This window comes from Sphingopyxis sp. H115 (assembly GCF_001468465.1).
Classification (GTDB): domain Bacteria; phylum Pseudomonadota; class Alphaproteobacteria; order Sphingomonadales; family Sphingomonadaceae; genus Sphingopyxis.
The window spans coordinates 76,772-92,755 of the sequence record NZ_LNSA01000004.1 but is presented as its reverse complement, the minus strand read 5'-3'; the positions used below and the strand labels follow the sequence as shown (position 1 = coordinate 92,755).

Below are 15,984 nucleotides of genomic sequence, written 5' to 3'. Positions count from 1 at the left end.
GGGGGCGATGGTTTGTCTAATGCACTTTCTTAATGCACGAAGCGCGCGACGACGTCGCGATAGCTGCGGCTGACCTTCACCTGCGCGCCCGATCCCAGCACGAGGAAGCATTCGCCGTTGGTGTGCGGCTTGACCTGCTTGACTTGGCTCAGGTTGACGATCGTCGAGCGGTGGACGCGCTGGAAATTGCGCGGGTCGAGCCGCTTTTCCAGATCCTTCATCGTTTCGCGCAGGATCAGGCTGTTGTCGGCGGTATAGATGCACATATAGTCGCCCGCGGCGTCGATGCGTTCGATGCTGTCGACATCGACGCGGAAAATCTGCCCGCGATCCTTGATGTTGATCATCTTTTCATAGCGGTCGGCGGCGTGCGTGTCGGGCTGGGTCTCGGCGTCATAATCTTCGACCGCTTCGGGCGCGACTTCGGCGAGCACGGTCTTCAGCCGTTCGACCTCGGCCGCGCCGCGCTTTTCGGTGAGGCGCTGGCGGACTCGGTCGAGTGCATCGGCCAGCCGTTCGGGCTCGACCGGTTTGACCAGATAGTCGACCGCCTGCGCTTCGAATGCGCGGATCGCGTGATCCGAATAGGCCGTGACGAACACGACCAGCGGCGGTTCGACCTCCATCAGTCCCTGGATGACCGAAAAACCGTCGAAACCCGGCATCTGGATGTCCAGAAAGACGAGGTCGGGCTTGTGCGTCTTGATCTTGCGTATGGCCTCGCGGCCGTTCTGGGCGGTGTCGACGACTTCGACATCGCTGTGCGGTTCCAGCCGCAGTTGCAGGCCTTGGGTGGCCAGTTTCTCATCATCCACCAGGATGGTTCTGATCGTCATGTTCTCTCGGTTCCAATCGTCATTTGCCCATCGGGCTGGAACGGAAACTCGATCACCACCGTGAAGCCGCTCTCAGCGCCTGCCTGGACGTCGAACCGGTGCTGGTCGCCAAAAGCCTGCGCCAACCGGTCTCTGATATTGGCTAAACCCACGCCGGTCGATTCCGTTGCAACGCCTGTGGTGGGGTCGGTGCGGTCGGCTGACAATCCCGCGCCGGTGTCGGACACGGCAATCCGAACATTTTGACCGGCCAACTGTGCGGAAATCGTAATATCGGCGCCATCTTCCTGCGGCGTCACCGCATATTTGATCGCATTTTCGACGAGCGGTTGGAGGAGAAGCGACGGCAGCCGCGCGCGCGCGACCACCGGATCGATCGCGAAATGTGGACGCAGCCGTTCCTCGAACCGCATCTTTTCAATATCGAGATAAAGCTTCAGCGTCTCGATTTCTTGCGCCAGCGTCACCTGTGCGGTCGGCTCGTTCGCAAGCGTGTAGCGCAGGAACGCCGACAGGCGCGACAGCATCGCATTCGCGGGCTCTGACTGTTTGAGCAGAACCAGCGTCGAGATGCTGTTCAGCGTGTTGAACAGGAAGTGCGGATTGAGCTGATAGCGCAGCATCGCGAGCTGCGCCGACGCCGCCTGCGCCTCGAGCCGGATGACGCGGTCATTCTGTTCCTCGAGCTGGAGGAAATAGTTGATCGCGAAATAGAGCGCCGACCAGGCGCCGAGCGAGGTCGCATCGATATAGAAGCTGCCGAGCAAAAGCCCGGTGAAGCCAAGCTCGCTTGCCGGATTCTGGATTTGCGCAACCCATGCATCGATGAACGCCCAGAGCGCTGTCGCCAGCCCCGCGAGCCCGAAACTGACCCCCCACATCAAAATGGGGCGGCGGTTGATCAGCGCGCGGTAGCAGACCGACAGGATCAGCGTCAGCGAAAAGCCGGTAATCGCCGAAATCAGCATCGGGATCAGGAAGGTCAGCGGCTGGCCGTTGGCAAGCCCCGACACCCCGCGCAGGCCGAGCCATGCGGTCCAGCCGAGGATTTGCAGATTCCAGAACGCCCTGACCTTGTTATCGAAAAAGGGCCCGGGCGATGACAGTCGAAACAGCGGCATGGCGGTCCAGATTATGCGAAGATCGGCGACCGCGGTCGGCGGAAACCGGCGCGACCGGTCATTCCGCCGCGACCGGTGTCATGGCACCGTCGCTGCGTATCCGCGCTTGGCCGAGCGGTTGCAACTCGGCGCGATGCTTCCAAAGCAATTCCTTGTACCCGATCACCCGGCCGTCGTGCGCGGTCAGGGTGACGGGGCCGATCGGCTGTTCGTCGCGGGCGTCGACCAACACCGGGGTCGACGGGACGCCGGCCCCCCATTTTTCGCCCCATTGGCGCAGCGCGATCATCGCAGGGAGCAGTTCGATCCCCTTTTCGGTGAGCTGGTAACGCACCTTGCGCCGGTCCTCGGTCATCACTTCGCGCGCCATGATGCCATGGTCCACCAGCCGCGACAGCCGGTTCGACAGGATGTTGCGCGCGATACTCAGTTCCTGCTGGAATTCCTCGAAATGATGAACGCCGTTAAACGCCGCGCGCAGGATCATGAACGACCATCGTTCGCCCATCGCTTCCAGCGCCAGAGGCAGGGCGCAATTGCCCCCGTTCATGTCGTTCAAGACTTCGCGTAATTTTCCCATGACCCATGCCCTAACGTAAAATCACCCTATGCGCCAAAAAAATATAGGACCTCCGTTGCATTTCGCAACCCAAACGCTAGGTGGCGTTTCGCAACCTTTCGGTTGCGCAAAAACAGGAGGTCCAGATGGCCGCATATGAATTTTCTCCCCTCATCCGTTCACTGTCGTTCGCCGGCGCCATGGCGGTCGGCAGCCTTGCATTCGGGGTGGTCGCATCGGCCGCGCCGGGCGGCACCTATTATCGCGCCGAACTGGCCGGGCCGGCCCCCGAAACGCGCTTTGTCGCGCGCGACGTCGTCTGGGCGTGCAAGGGCGCCGAATGCGTTGCCCGGCAGGGAACAAGCCGTCCGCTCGTCATGTGTTCGTCGCTTGCCAAGGCGGCGGGACCGGTCGTGAGCTTCGCGGCGGGCGACAAGACGCTCGATGCCGATGCCCTTGCCCGCTGTAACGCTGCGGTGAAGTGACCGGGCCGGTCGATCCGTCCGGTCAATGACGAACGGCGGCCGCCGTGCCTGCAAGGATGCGGCGGCCCGTCGAAGCGACCGGATCAGCCGGTAAGGCGGTTCCGGGCAACGACCAGCGACCAACGCGCCAGCGCGGGCAATTGCATCGCGACGTAGCGGGGGTCGGCGCGAACGGCACGCCCGACCAGGTCGAACCGCCACCGTCGGCTGCTGCGCAGCGCCAGGCCCAGCAGGATTTCGCTGCGGCTGCGCGCGGGCAGGGTTTCGGGCAAGGCACGCTCGACGATTTCGGCGGTCAGCGCCTGGATCTGTTCGGCGCGTTGGCTCGTCAGGCTGCCGCCATGTTTGCGATAGAGATACAGATCTTCGTGCAGCGCGACGAATTTGAAGCGCTGCGCGGCGCGAAGCCAGAAGTCGTAATCCTCGACCCCGAACAGTCGCGTGTCATAGCCGCCGAGCGCCTCGGTCACGATCGCGCGGTACAGGAAGCAGGCGCCGACATTATTGCCATAGAGCAGCCGTTCGACGGGGCCGATGCGCGATCGGCCGAGTTCGACGCCTTCGTCATCGATCAGCGTGAAATCGGCGTGGACGATCTGGGCCTCGGGGTGCGCATCGAGCGTGGCGACGAGGCGCGTCAGCATCGGCGGCCGCAGCAGATTATCGTCCGAGGTCCAGCTGTGCAGGTCGCCCCGCGCCGCGGCAAAGCCATGGTTGAGCGCGGCGGGAAGTCCGACGTTGGTGGCGAGCCGCAGCAACCGCACACGCGGATCGCGCGCCGCCGCCTTCGCCATGATTGCGGGCGATGCATCGCGCGAAGCATCGTCGACAAGGATCAGTTCGAAATCGGTGAAATCCTGCGCCAGTATCGAATCGATGGCTTCGTCCAGCCAGCGCGCGCCATTATGCACGGGCATCACCATCGACACCCGCGGCGGCGCCGTCGAATCGAGAGCTTCGGTCCCCATCAACCGGCAGTCCTAACGGTGGCGACCGATGCTTCCAATCGGCTTTACCAAAGTTGCTAACATATTGGCGCCGGGCGCAATCAAATTTCGCATTGCAATATATGCATCATGAACGACATTGAGTGTGATGCTAAGGCAATATGAACTTGTCGAGCGCGTGCGCGCTTATGATCCCGACGTCGACGAGGCGCTGCTCAACCGCGCCTATGTCTTCACCGTGCAAAAGCATGGTAGCCAGAAACGCGCGTCGGGCGATCCTTATTTCAGCCATCCGGTCGAGGTCGCGGGAATCCTGACCGACCTGCATCTCGACAGCGAGACGATCGTCACCGCGCTGCTCCACGACACGCTCGAGGATACGCTGACGACCCCCGAGGAGATCGAGCGCCTGTTTGGCAGCGACGTCGGACGGCTCGTCGACGGCGTGACCAAGCTCAGTAAGATCGAAGCGCAGACCGAGAATGAGCGCGCGGCGGAAAATCTGCGCAAATTCCTGCTCGCCATGTCGGACGACATCCGCGTGCTGCTCGTCAAGCTCGCCGACCGGCTGCACAACATGCGCACGCTGCATTTCATCAAGAATCCCGAAAAAAGGCGGCGCATCGCCAAGGAGACGATGGATATCTACGCCCCGCTCGCCGAGCGGATCGGCATGTATGAATATATGCGCGAGATGCAACTGCTCGCGTTCAGCGAACTCGAGCCTGAGGCCTATGCGACGATCACCGGCCGGCTTGCGAAGCTGACCGCGGGCGGCAAGGACCAGGTCGCCGCGATCAGCCGAGAATTCAAGGATTTGCTCACCAAGAACGGCATCAACGCCGAGGTGTCGGGGCGCGAAAAACATCCCTATTCGATCTGGCGCAAGATGCAGGAACGCCACGTCAGTTTCGAGCAGGTGACCGACATCATCGCGTTCCGCATCGTCACCCCGACCGATGCCGACTGCTATGCCGCGCTGGGGCTGATCCATCGCAAGTGGAAAATGGTTCCTGGCCGGTTCAAGGACTATATCTCCACCCCGAAACGCAACGGTTACAAGTCGCTGCACACGACGATCATGCACCAGCAGAATATGCGGATCGAAATCCAGATCCGCAGCCTCGGCATGCACCAGCAGTCCGAATTCGGGCTCGCCGCGCATTGGGCTTACAAGCAGGGCGGCTCGGCGCCCGACGGCCAGGCGGGGTGGATCCGCGACCTCATCGAAATCCTTGAACAGACGCACGATCCCGAAGAGTTTCTCGAGAACACGCGCATCGCGATGTATCAGGACCGCATCTTCGCTTTCACGCCGAAGGGCAGTTTGCACCAGCTGCCAAAGGGCGCGACGCCGGTCGATTTCGCCTACGCCGTCCACACCGGGCTCGGCGACCGCACCGTCGGCGCCAAGGTCAACGGGCGACTGGTGCCGCTGCGCACCCAGCTGAGCAATGGCGACACGGTCGAAATCCTGTCATCCGACAAGCAGACGCCGCAGCCCGCCTGGCTTGGTTTTTCGGTGACGGGCAAGGCGCGCGCGGCGATTCGCCGCCATGTCCGCTCGAAGGAAAAGGTCGAACTCGCCGCGCTCGGCCGCAAGATGTACGACGAGATGGTCGCGCGGCTGCCGAACAAGGTCGGCGACAAGGCGCGCGCCGCGGCGCGCGAACGGCTGAAGCTCGATGACGATACGGCGCTTTACGTTGCGATCGCCAAGCAGCGCCTTAACGACAATGCGGTCCTCGAGGCGCTCGTCCCCGGCATTACCGCCGAGATGAAAACCAAGCCCGGAAAGCTGGTCCAGGGCGCGGCAGTGTCGATCGCGGGCCTGACTCCCGGCGTCGCCTACCAGCTCGCCGATTGTTGCCATCCGGTGCCGGGCGATCGCATCGTCGGCCTGTCGCGCCCCGGCGAGGGGATCGAAGTGCATGTCATCGACTGCCCCCGGCTCGCCGACGGGATCGACGCCGACTGGATCGACCTGCGCTGGCAGGAAGACAGCGAAGGCGGCAATGCGCGGCTGTGCATCGTGATCCTGAACGAACCCGGCACGCTCGCCGAAATGTCGGGCATCCTCGCGGCGAATTCGGCGAATATCACCAACTTGCGGCTGTCGAACCGCGAGGGGGGATTTCACACCTATGACGTCGTCGTCGAGGTGCGCGACGTCCAGCATGTGATGCGCATATTGTCGGCGTTGCGCGCGTCGGACACGGTGGTTCAGGCCGAACGGCTCTAAGGAAGCGCTTTTTCGGCTTACGGTCGAAACCGGCCGCCGCCTCCCTTCAACCCGCGTACAGCAGCGGCGGGCGCCACGCGTTTTCGTCGACCTCGTCGCGGACCTTGTAGACCATGCCCTTGCTGTTCAGGAACAGCTTCTCCATTTCGGGCCGCGTGAAGGGGCGCGAGCCGAGGCGGCCGAATACCGCCATCTGCCCGCCCGTCTCGTCGACCGCGCGGTCGCGGTCGAGACCCTTCGACAGCGCGAGCGCCGGCGACGGCGTCTTGGCCCAGGCGATCAACTCGGGCGTCGGCTTGGGCGAGAAGCCATAGAGGCCAGGGTTGTCGGGGCTGGTCAGCTGGAGCACCTTGATGCCGTTCCGCCCGTCGGCGACATATCCGAACAGCGACGCGTTGGTCGACGCGACGATCACATCCTCGGCATCGTTGAGCGTGCCGCCGAAGGTGAGCCCCGGCCAGACGACCGGCGCCGCGGGGCGTGTGACATCGACGATCACGAGCCCGTCGGCTTTCGCCGCGACATACATATAGGTCCGCGCGAGGTAGATTTTGCGCGCGTTGGTCAGGCGAACCGTGCCTTCCGGCACCGCGACCGGCTGCGCAAGATTGGTGACGTCGAACAGTTTCACGCCCTCTGCATCGGTGACCCAGAGATAACGGAATTGCAGCGCGCTTGCGCGGGCGTCGGTCAGCGGAAGCTGCGCGGTGACTTTGGGAGCGAGTGGCGTGCTGAGGTCGAGCACGACGAGCCCGGCGTCGGTCGTGACATAGGCCATGCTGCCCGCAAGCGTGATGTGGCGCGCGCCCGCCAGCACATTGCCTTCGTTCCACGTCAGCGCGCGCTTCAGCTTGTTGTTGCGGAACTCGCCGTCAGCCATCGTGTCGATATCGACGAGGATCAGCCCTTCGACACTGTCGGTGATGACCGCGTAGCGATAGATGTCGTGCATCACCTGTTCGTGATTTTCAGGGAAATTCTTCACGATATTCTCGTTGCGCGACACGCTGATCGGCTGGGTCGTCGCGATCGCCATGCACGTCGCATTCTTCGTCTTCACATGCGTGTCGTGCCCGAGCGCGGAGAAGGGGGCGCGGATGATGCGTTCGGAGAACCCCTTGTTGCCGATCGAGGCGACGTCATAGACGCGGAAGCCGCCCTTGCCTTCTGCGACGAACATATATTCGCCGCGCTGTTGCAGGCAGTTCACGCGCCCGCCCGTGCCTTGGACGATATTGGCGAATTCCTCGAGCGAATGGGTTTCGCCCGAGAGTTTCTTGTCAAAGGTCTTGCCGCGCACCCAGTTCTTGAGCTCGCGCCCATTTTGATCGACGTGCAGCTTCCAATAGTCGGGATAGGCATATTTCTGGAGATAGCTGCCGATCACCGCCTGCGGTTCGTCCCATTCGGTGACGCGCGTGGCCTGAAAGCTGTTTTCCTGCCCCGACCAGACATTCAGACCGACGAAATTGACGAAGTTGGTGCCGAGCAGGTTCAACTGCGCCATGATCGCATTATTGTCGTCGTTCGCCGACAAATGGCAGTCGCTGCACTGCTTGGTTTCGGACCGGCGGACGGTGTGCGGGAAGTGCGGAGCAAAAGCCTGACTCGAATAGCCCGCCGAGCTGATCGGCGGCTGCTGCACATAGATGCGCTCGCGGTTGATATTCGTCGACGACAGGATCAGCGCCGAGGTCGAGCGCACCGGGGTGATGATGCCGCGCACCTCGCCATCGGGCCCCGGTTCACCCGGCTTGGTCAGCTGGTGCCGGCCGAGCTGGAACATTTCGTCGCGCGCCACCTGCGGGTTGTAGGTCGCAAAATTACGCGTCTCCTCCCCCTCGAAATGGTGCATCTTGGTTTTCCAGTTCGCCTCGATCGGCAAATGGCAACCGCCGCAACTGGTGGTCCAGCTGAGGTGGCAGGTGAAGCAGGTCATCTTGTCGTCGCCGTGCGCGCGATCTTCCTTCGCGACGCCTGGCCCCCATTCGAACTTGCCGTCCTCGGCACCGCTGCGTGCCATCAGCTTGGCGCGCGCCGCCTTGGCGTTGAAATGCGGTCCCGGGGTCACCGCCTGCTTGACGAGACTGACCTGCCATTCGAGCTTTGGATCGACGATCGAGCGCTGGATCAGGCCGATCACCTCGGCATCGTCGTTATACTGGAATTCGAAGCGGCGGCGCCCGTCGGGGTTGCGGAGCAGCGCGAGGTTGTTCCCCTGCGGCCGCGCGGCGACGTTCGAGGTCAGCAGGTTCGGGAAAGCGTCGGCGGTGCCGTGGCAATCCTTGCAACTGATCTCGACCGCGTTTGCGACTTCGCCCTGGATATAGCCGTTGCCGTGCGCGTCCTGCGCAAAATGGCAGTCGGCGCATTGCATCCCTTTTTCGGCGTGGATGTCCATCATATGGACCGACTTGCCGGGGTTGAGGCCCGGCGGCACAAACTTGCCCTCGACGCCCGGTCGTTCAGGGTCGGCGCTCGACAGGCACAGGTCACGTTCCTTGGGATCGCTGTAGTGGCTACAACTCTTGCGCCACTTTTCGGGGTCCTTGGGGTCGATGATGTTCGCAGTGTCGGTGCCATAGGTCGACATATTGCCGTCGGCGCTCAGCAGATTCCCGTTGCGGTCGCGCTTGAAGATGCCGCGGAAGTTCCAGCCGTGGCCGTGATAGTCGGCGAATTGCGTATCCTTGTTGCTGTCGTTGACGTCGTAGACGTCGCGCAGGAATTCGACATCGGCCCAGAGGCCGCGCGTCGCCGCGCCTTCGGGGTTGCGTTCGAGCACCTTGTGGGCTTCGGCGGCGGTCGGATAGCGCTGCTGCTTGTATTTCTTCTGATATTCTGCGTCGCTCATTCCCGGCGGGCGCGGCGCGCTATTGTCCGGGCCCGGCCACATTTGCGGCGCATCCGATTCATAGTCCCACATCGTGTAGCCGAGGTAGCTATTCAGGAAGATGTTCGGCTGGTGCATGTGGCAGGTCATGCACTGCGAGGTCGGGATCGCACGCGTGAAGGCGTGGCTGATCGGATGTCCCGATTCGCGGCGTGGGCGCGGCTCGCGTTGCGGCGCGCCCGGTGCTGCGGCGGCTGGGTCGATCAGCGCGCCATGCCCGGTGCCGCCAACGAAGCCATCATCGGGGGCGCCATGCGATGCGGCGGCATGACCGCCCGCCGGCTGCTTGTCGCCGCCATGACCATCGCCATGATCATCGCCCGCCCATAATTTTTCGCGGATCGTCGGATCGACCGTGTCGGTTTCGCCGTCGCGGCCATATTTGGCATAGGTCAGGCTGTGCCGCGGTTCGCGGTCGTTGGCGTAGATAACGTGGCACCCCGAACAGCCCGAATGACGATAGTCGCCGGGCTGGTCGTTCGTCCCCATGAACCACATCAGCGGATCGTTGAGACGCGTCTTGTGGATGTTGAGTACGGGAATTGCGACGCGCAGGCCGGTTCCCGGGCCCCGGTTCGACTGTTTGAGATCGGGGCGCCCCGGCTCCTCGAGCCGCTGGATGCTGCCCGTCGGGTTGGGCAGGCCGATTTCGGGGAATTGCGTGTTGATGTTGCGACCGCCGCGTTCGAACACGCGGAACACGTCGCCCGGCGGGATCACGCTCCAGCGCGGCAGCGGATACATTTTGGCGAGCGCGCCGCGCTTTTTCTCGTCATCGGTCAGGATCTTGTCGAAGCCGAAGCTCGGCTTGCAGGCTTCGGCATATTCCTCTTTCGTCAGCCGCGACGAGGGCGAGAGGATGCACGCGGGCTTGCCGTCGCGCGTATAAGCCTCTCCGAACACGTAATTTTTATACGGCACGATGCCATTGTTATACGCCGCCCCGCCCCACAGCATCGCAGACGTCGACATCAGCGAGCGTTCGGTCGCCTCGATCACCTCCAGATGGCAGGCGCCGCACGCCTCGCGCGCCACGCGGTAATCGCTGGGGTTCACGAAGCGGATGAATTCGGGTGATTCCTTATTGAGCAAAGTATAGCTGCGCTCGGGGTTCGCCGAACTGTCGTGCCAGGCACCGGGCAGCGTCGGCTGCGGGTGCGCGAGCTTCATCACCGCCTTGTTCGTCGGATGCCGGTAGCCGAGGCTCGGCGTCCCGCGCTGGCTGGCGTCGCCGCCATGACAGTCGGTACAGCCAAGCTTCACCGCCGGGGTCGCGTGCATCGAGGGCTGGTCGGTGCGCGTGTGGCAGCTGTAGCAGCCTTCCGATTTCGCGCTTACCTCGGCGTCGCTCTGCTCGCGCGGGGCGGGCGGGGTGAAGCGATATTCGATCTTGAGCGGCTTCTCCTCCTCCGCGGCGCGGCCGACGCTCGCACCGAACGCGGCGCACATCGTCACGAAGGCGAGCAGGGTGAAGAGTTTGCGCAGCAGCATCAGAAGCTCAAGATCACATTGGCGAGGATAGAGACATAGGCGTCATTCTTTTTCTTGTTATCGAACAGATCCTTGAACCCCTTGCCGGGCAGCAACACCGCAGCGCTCAGGCGGCCGACGATATTCTGCGTCGCTTTCGGGCGCCATATTGTCGCGAGCGACAGGTCGAAGCCGATATCCTTGGGAATCGAGCCTTCGCTGCGCAGGACTTGCAGGCTCGACGTATTTTCGAACCACAGATGGTTGAAATTGGTGCTGACACGAAATTCGGGGGTCAGGTCGAAATCGGCGCCCGCACCGATGAAGACGGTGCCCGGATTGTTGAAGTTCGACTGTCCCTCTTCTTTCGACGAGCGCAGCGAATTCAATATGCCGTTGCGGCCGTTGATCGAGATGACGCGTCCGCCCCCGGCGAATGGGATCGTCTGGCGGATCCAATAGCTGGTGTCGGCGCCCCCGAAGATCGGATTTTCGAAAATCGCGTCGAACCCGCCCTCGGTGTCGTTATAGGGGTCGCCGTCGCCGGTCGCATAGAGCCCCGACAGGCGGAAGCGCATCCAGTCCTGGTCGTAGCTGAGTTCGACCGCGCCGAATCCTGCGCGGATTTCGGCGGGTTTGCTCGTGAAAAAGCTGTTCCGGTCTTCGCCGAGCGCGGCATAGAAGCTCGCCGTGAGGTTGATCCGTCCGATGCGTCCGTCGGCGCTGTAGCCGAGGTAGACGACGTCATATTCGCGCCCGCGCAGGTCGCCGAGCAGCGCGGGGCGCACCGGGAACCCATTATGGTCGATCTGCACGTCGTTCTTTTCGCGGTTCATATTGTAGGTGACGCTGACCTGGCTGGTCAGCCCGACGACCGGGAAATCCTGGCGATAGAGGTTGCCGGTAAAGATGAAGTCGCTGCGCGGCGTCTGCGTGATATCGTTGAGGCCGCTGTTGGTATCCTTTTCGAGCCGCCAGAAGGCCGCGAGATTATATTGGAAGCGGTTGTTGTCGCGGTTGCCGAACAGGCGGATGCCGAGCTGGCTGTCGTTGAACAGGAAACCGCGGAAGTCGCTCTGGAACGGCTGGATGCCGAGGCGGATCGAGTAAAAATCATAGCGATCCGACGTGTTGCCGAGATGCTTGTCGACGAACAATTCCTGCACGCCGAGGAATGAGTCATAGCGATGGCTCGCCTTCGACGGACGCACGTCAAGCACGCGCCTCTCGGGCACGTCGACATAATTGGCCTGGTACGCAAGCGTGACGCGATATTCGATATCGGGCGGCTTGAACGCCGTCGATCCCTTGATCAGCGCCGCGCCGGCGATGAAGGTCTGCGCAAAGACGAAGCTGCGGTCCTTGCCGAACACGTCGAGGCTGCCGGGCCGCTCGGTCGTCTGGACGCCGACGGGGATGGGGAAGGTGCGCGGTTCGAACACCGTGTCGGACACCGCATTGGCGACGAAAAACCAGTCGTCGCCCTTGATCGGCAGCCATTTAACCTTGCTGCGGTCGATTGCGCGGTCGCCCTTGTACGTATTCTGGTGATAGGGATCGAACCAGCGTTCCTTGACCACGCCGAGCGTCTCGATCAGGCGCCAGCGGTCGGGGACGGGCAGTTGGTCGTCCATGCCCGGAAAGGCCTGCGGCGGCGGCGGGCGCAGTGCGCCGACATTGTCCTGACTCAAGGCGTCGGGAAGGTCGGGGCGATAGCCGGGGCGGCGGCGCCCCTCGATAATCTGGGTGACCAGGTCGTCCTTGACCATGTCCTGCCAGTCGACCGGTGGCGGTGGCGGGATCAATTCCTCGGCCGGCTGTTCGGGCGGCGCCGTGTCGCCCGCGACCGGCGGCCCCTCGGGCGCGGGGGGCGGCGGCAATGCTTCGGCCCCCGGCGCGCCCTGCGCTGCGAGCGTCGCGATGACCGGCCAAAGGCTGCCCCCCGTCATCATCGCTTATAGCCCGTCACAGACATTTTGCTGCGCCGTGTCGAGGAACGGAGCAAAGGGGCAGCTGATATAGCGCAGGCGCACCCCGGCACCGACATTCACGACGATGGTATCGGCGCGAATCGCCTTGGGCGCATTGCCGATGCCGCCGACGCGCGCGCCGCCATTGTGGGTGCCCAAAAAGCTGATCATATCGTCCTGGTCGATACCGTCGCCCGATACGCCGATCGCGCCCACCAGCTGGCTGCCGCGATAGATGGGGACCGATCCGGGAAAGATCTGGATGCCGTTCTGTAGCCGGTTCTGCCCCGGCGCGACGTCGGGTAAGGTCGTGCAGCGCGCCGGCGTGTCGGTCGCGCTCGCGCCCGAGACGAAGCCCAGATGCGCGCCGAGATTGCCGATGATCAGCGCCGATTGCAGTCCGGTCGAGAAGGGGTTGAACTGTTCGATCGGGCGCGACAGCGGACCGTGCGGGCGGCCGACCTCGCCGTCGGGGAAATAGGGACGCGACAGGTTGCCGCCCGACCGATCGGCAAAGGCGATCGTGCCCGTCAGGGCGGCGGGGTCGTTCAGGAAGGTCCGCACGGCGGGCACGAACTGGCGGACGTCGGCGCTCGCGTTGGCGCCGAGTTCGCTGCCCGCCTGCGCGCCCGAGAAGAAGGCTGCGGTCCGCGCTTTCTGCAAGCTGACGTCGGTGCCGAAGATCGGCGCGTCGGGCGAGCGCACGATGCCGAGCACCGCGCCGTGCGTGTCGACGATGCTGATCGTCACCTGCGCGCGGCTGTCGAGCGGGCGGCGGATCTGCGCGCGCGCGCGGCTCATCACGGCGAAGGCCTCTTCGAGCACCGCGCGCGCTTCGGCCTGCGTCAGCGGAGCCGAATTGGTCGCGCCATCGGTACCGGCGCGGATCGGATAGCGGTTCGTCCCGCTGCCATCGGTCAGGACAAAGGCGTCGCGGTTTGCAAATTCGGCCGGGGTCGAAGCGCGAATGCCCGACGCTTCGGTGCCATAGGCGATCCCCGCCGTCACCGCGGCATTGGCGTAGCCGATCACCGCGACGAGATTGCCCGCGCTGCCGTTGAGGCTGGCGAAGCTTGCGCCGCCGCTCGACATCACCCCGGCGAAGGTCGCGTCCGAAAAGCGCAGGCTCGTTCCGTCGACCGTGATTTTGTCGGCGGTGATCGTGTCCGGTGCCTCGAACCCGCGCGTGCCCGCGAGCGCGATGAACTCTTCGGCATCATTGTCGATGTCGAGGATGTTGGGATCGCTGCCGTAAACGCCGTCGCCCATGACGCCGATGCCGCCGACAAGCACGCCATTCTTGTAGAGCGGCAACCCGCCGGGGTCGGCGGCGAGGCCGAGCGGCGAGCGTTTGGGTCCGATGAGCGCGGCCGCGCCGGGCGCGCCGAAGCGCGCCGACAGGTCGCTGCACGGCAGCTGGCTGAACTGCACGCCGAACAGGGGCCCGCTTTCGAGCCCGACGGTGGTCGGCGCCGGCGGGAAATGTTCCTGGACGATCTGGCTTGCGGTGCGGGTCGAAAAGGCGTTCCCGCCGCTCGAGAGATAGGCGCCGGTCACTGCTTTCGCGATCGCACCGCCCTCGGCCGGGAAGGTGACATTCTGCGCGTCGATGTTCATGCCATTGGGGGCCGCCGAAGTCGTCGCGGTGGCGCGCGCGCCGGTCATGCGAAACACTCCGAGCACATTGCCGACGCGGTCGGTCACCGCAATCACCGACGGCAGGCCGCGCGCCTGTGCTTCGGATATCGCCTGCGCCAGCACGCGCTCGACGTCGGCCGTGGTCAGCGCTTCGGCGGGGGGCGGGGTGTAGACCGATGTCGGCGTGGGGGTCGGCGTCGGTGTCGGTGTGGGCGTCGGGGTCGATGTACTGCCGCCGCCACCGCCTCCGCACGATGTCAGCAACAACGCCCCCATCGCGGAAAGGGCGGCCGAGCGGGAAAGAGGGGTCATTTTTCGCATGATCTCTACCGCAGCGCCCCGATCGCGCGGACCGCACTGCCGAACGACGCCTGGAATTCCGAAGGCTTGTATGCGTTGGGGTCCTTCACAGCCGCATAGGCGCGGTCGATATCGCCGCGGATACCGGCGGCGGCGCCGACGGTGATCCGCCCCGACGACACCATGGCGTTGAGCAAGGTATCGACCCCCATCACCGCCTGCTGCGATCCCGAATAGTCGGTGTAGCGATCGCTGGTCGCTTTTGCCGAAATCGCCTCGACCATTTGAAAGGCGTCGGCGCCCGAGAAGCTCCGCGACGCGAAGGCGCCTTTGAGCGCCGCGACCGTCTGCGACAGCTGCGCCGCCGCGGCGATCGCGCTGTGGCGGTCGGTCGCCATTGCCCTGTGGAATGCGGCGGTGCGCGCGGCGAGCTGGTCGGCGAGGGCGGGGGCGGCAAGCCGCGCCGCGGCGGCGAGCATGATCAGATTTTCGTCATTATAGGGGGGCATGCCCTCGGGCAGGTTGCGCCCCGGATTGTCGAGGCCGGTGCGTACCGGCTTTGCCTGGTCGAAGATACGCCGGTGGCAGCTGTGGCAGTCGAGGAAGTAAAATTCGGGGAACATGCCCTCGGTCCCGCGCCGCGACTGGAACAGCGCGAGGCTGCGTTCGATCGCGGTCGCCTGTCCGACCGCCCACATCTGGACATGGTCGGTGCGCCGGCCCGCCGCGCCGAACTTGCGCCAGCCATAATCCGCATCCTCCTGATGATGCGCCTGGAGCGACGAGAAAAGGTCCAGCTCGAACGAAATGCGCGGATGCCCCGCCGCCATGATCCGGTGCGTGACGAACTGGCCGTCGGCGGCCGAACCGAAATGGCAGTCGACGCACACGCCCGCGCGAACGACCGGATCCTCGAGCTTCTTCAGCCCCGCCGACAGGTTGGCGAGATGCTTGGTCCGCATTTCGCGGTCGGGATCGGCGTTGGTGCCCACCCCGGCATAGTGGCTCGCAAGCCAGCCGCCGGCTGCGCCGTGGCACGATTCGCATCCGACGCCATCCTCGGCCGGAACCGCGCGCGCGGTGCCCGCGGTACTGTGGCAGCCGAGGCACATTTGCGCCTTGGCGGGATTGCCGATGCCCAGGTTGCGCGCGATGAACTGGCTTCGGTTGTTGTTCAGTACGGCCCACGCGCGGCTGTGCGCGCCGCCGGGGGTCGAGGGCTCCTGCCAGCGCATCAGCTCGTCCTGACGGACGACGGTGCCGTCGCCTTCCATCCGGCCATGGCAGGTCGATCCCGCGCACGAGGCGACCCCGGTGTAGCGCGCGCCGCTTTCGCCCTGCGATTGCGCAGGGGGGGCATAGACAAAGGCGGCGATCGCCAGCGCGCACAGCATGGCGGCAAGGACGGCAAATGCCGAACGTCCGGGCACGGGGACGGCAAACGCCGCCCAAGGCCGATCGCCGCGCTCCTTTCCAGCGTGCGCCGTCATCGCAATACCCCTTTTCCCCAACCCGGCGCTTTT

The 15,984-nt window shown here is 64.2% G+C and carries 10 protein-coding genes; 2 read left to right on the top strand and 8 right to left on the bottom strand.

Features of this window, described 5'->3' with window-relative positions; translation table 11 throughout:
- Positions 1–29: 29 nt before the first annotated feature.
- The 3 genes from ATE71_RS04475 to ATE71_RS04465 are packed head-to-tail and all read right to left on the bottom strand — an operon-like array spanning position 30 to position 2,537.
- Positions 30–836 carry a LytR/AlgR family response regulator transcription factor gene (locus ATE71_RS04475; RefSeq protein WP_058802248.1) on the bottom strand — a complete coding sequence of 269 codons (807 nt, stop codon included), beginning with the start codon at positions 834–836 and terminating at the stop codon, positions 30–32.
- On the bottom strand, positions 833–1,957 hold the full coding sequence (locus tag ATE71_RS04470; RefSeq protein WP_058802245.1) for a sensor histidine kinase: 1,125 nt from the start codon (positions 1,955–1,957) through the stop codon (positions 833–835). The genes ATE71_RS04475 and ATE71_RS04470 overlap by 4 nt, the downstream gene beginning before the upstream one ends.
- Before the next feature lie 58 nt (positions 1,958–2,015).
- Entirely contained in the window at positions 2,016–2,537 is a 522-nt protein-coding gene (locus tag ATE71_RS04465) for a winged helix-turn-helix transcriptional regulator (RefSeq protein ID WP_058802243.1), read from the bottom strand.
- 125 nt (positions 2,538–2,662) lie between these two features.
- Here ATE71_RS04465 and ATE71_RS04460 point away from each other — a divergent pair, with 125 nt between their 5' ends.
- Positions 2,663–3,001 carry a CC_3452 family protein gene (locus ATE71_RS04460; protein WP_152998643.1) on the top strand — a complete coding sequence of 113 codons (339 nt, stop codon included), beginning with the start codon at positions 2,663–2,665 and terminating at the stop codon, positions 2,999–3,001.
- Between the two features lie 83 nt (positions 3,002–3,084).
- Here the strand turns inward: ATE71_RS04460 and ATE71_RS04455 are convergent, their stop codons facing one another.
- Positions 3,085–3,969, bottom strand: a complete 885-nt coding sequence (locus tag ATE71_RS04455) for a glycosyltransferase family 2 protein (RefSeq protein WP_058802241.1) — start codon at positions 3,967–3,969, stop codon at positions 3,085–3,087.
- Between the two features lie 127 nt (positions 3,970–4,096).
- On the opposite strand from ATE71_RS04455, the gene ATE71_RS04450 reads away from it, so the two are divergent.
- Positions 4,097–6,190: a RelA/SpoT family protein gene (locus ATE71_RS04450; protein WP_058802240.1), complete on the top strand. Its 2,094-nt coding sequence runs from the start codon at positions 4,097–4,099 to the stop codon at positions 6,188–6,190.
- Positions 6,191–6,236: 46 nt separating this feature from the next.
- Here the strand turns inward: ATE71_RS04450 and ATE71_RS04445 are convergent, their stop codons facing one another.
- From ATE71_RS04445 to ATE71_RS04430, 4 genes are read right to left on the bottom strand one after another with little or no spacing between them, the layout of a single operon-like run.
- On the bottom strand, positions 6,237–10,574 hold the full coding sequence (locus ATE71_RS04445; RefSeq protein ID WP_058802239.1) for a hypothetical protein: 4,338 nt from the start codon (positions 10,572–10,574) through the stop codon (positions 6,237–6,239).
- Positions 10,574–12,505 carry a hypothetical protein gene (locus tag ATE71_RS04440; protein ID WP_235587901.1) on the bottom strand — a complete coding sequence of 644 codons (1,932 nt, stop codon included), beginning with the start codon at positions 12,503–12,505 and terminating at the stop codon, positions 10,574–10,576. The genes ATE71_RS04445 and ATE71_RS04440 overlap by 1 nt, the downstream gene beginning before the upstream one ends.
- A gap of 3 nt (positions 12,506–12,508) precedes the next feature.
- The gene (locus tag ATE71_RS04435) at positions 12,509–14,482 is read right to left on the bottom strand and encodes a heme-binding protein (protein ID WP_058802238.1); all 1,974 of its coding nucleotides are present in this window, start codon (positions 14,480–14,482) and stop codon (positions 12,509–12,511) included.
- 5 nt (positions 14,483–14,487) lie between these two features.
- Entirely contained in the window at positions 14,488–15,951 is a 1,464-nt protein-coding gene (locus ATE71_RS04430; RefSeq protein WP_058802237.1) for a multiheme c-type cytochrome, read from the bottom strand.
- Positions 15,952–15,984: the final 33 nt, after the last annotated feature.

Coding starts and splice junctions, on each gene's coding strand:
- ATE71_RS04475 (WP_058802248.1), bottom strand. CDS start 836: ATGACGATCAGAACCATCCTGGTGGATGATGAGAAACTGGCCACCCAA.
- ATE71_RS04470 (WP_058802245.1), bottom strand. CDS start 1,957: ATGCCGCTGTTTCGACTGTCATCGCCCGGGCCCTTTTTCGATAACAAG.
- ATE71_RS04465 (WP_058802243.1), bottom strand. CDS start 2,537: ATGGGAAAATTACGCGAAGTCTTGAACGACATGAACGGGGGCAATTGC.
- ATE71_RS04460 (WP_152998643.1), top strand. CDS start 2,663: ATGGCCGCATATGAATTTTCTCCCCTCATCCGTTCACTGTCGTTCGCC.
- ATE71_RS04455 (WP_058802241.1), bottom strand. CDS start 3,969: ATGGGGACCGAAGCTCTCGATTCGACGGCGCCGCCGCGGGTGTCGATG.
- ATE71_RS04450 (WP_058802240.1), top strand. CDS start 4,097: ATGCTAAGGCAATATGAACTTGTCGAGCGCGTGCGCGCTTATGATCCC.
- ATE71_RS04445 (WP_058802239.1), bottom strand. CDS start 10,574: ATGCTGCTGCGCAAACTCTTCACCCTGCTCGCCTTCGTGACGATGTGC.
- ATE71_RS04440 (WP_235587901.1), bottom strand. CDS start 12,505: ATGATGACGGGGGGCAGCCTTTGGCCGGTCATCGCGACGCTCGCAGCG.
- ATE71_RS04435 (WP_058802238.1), bottom strand. CDS start 14,482: ATGCGAAAAATGACCCCTCTTTCCCGCTCGGCCGCCCTTTCCGCGATG.
- ATE71_RS04430 (WP_058802237.1), bottom strand. CDS start 15,951: ATGACGGCGCACGCTGGAAAGGAGCGCGGCGATCGGCCTTGGGCGGCG.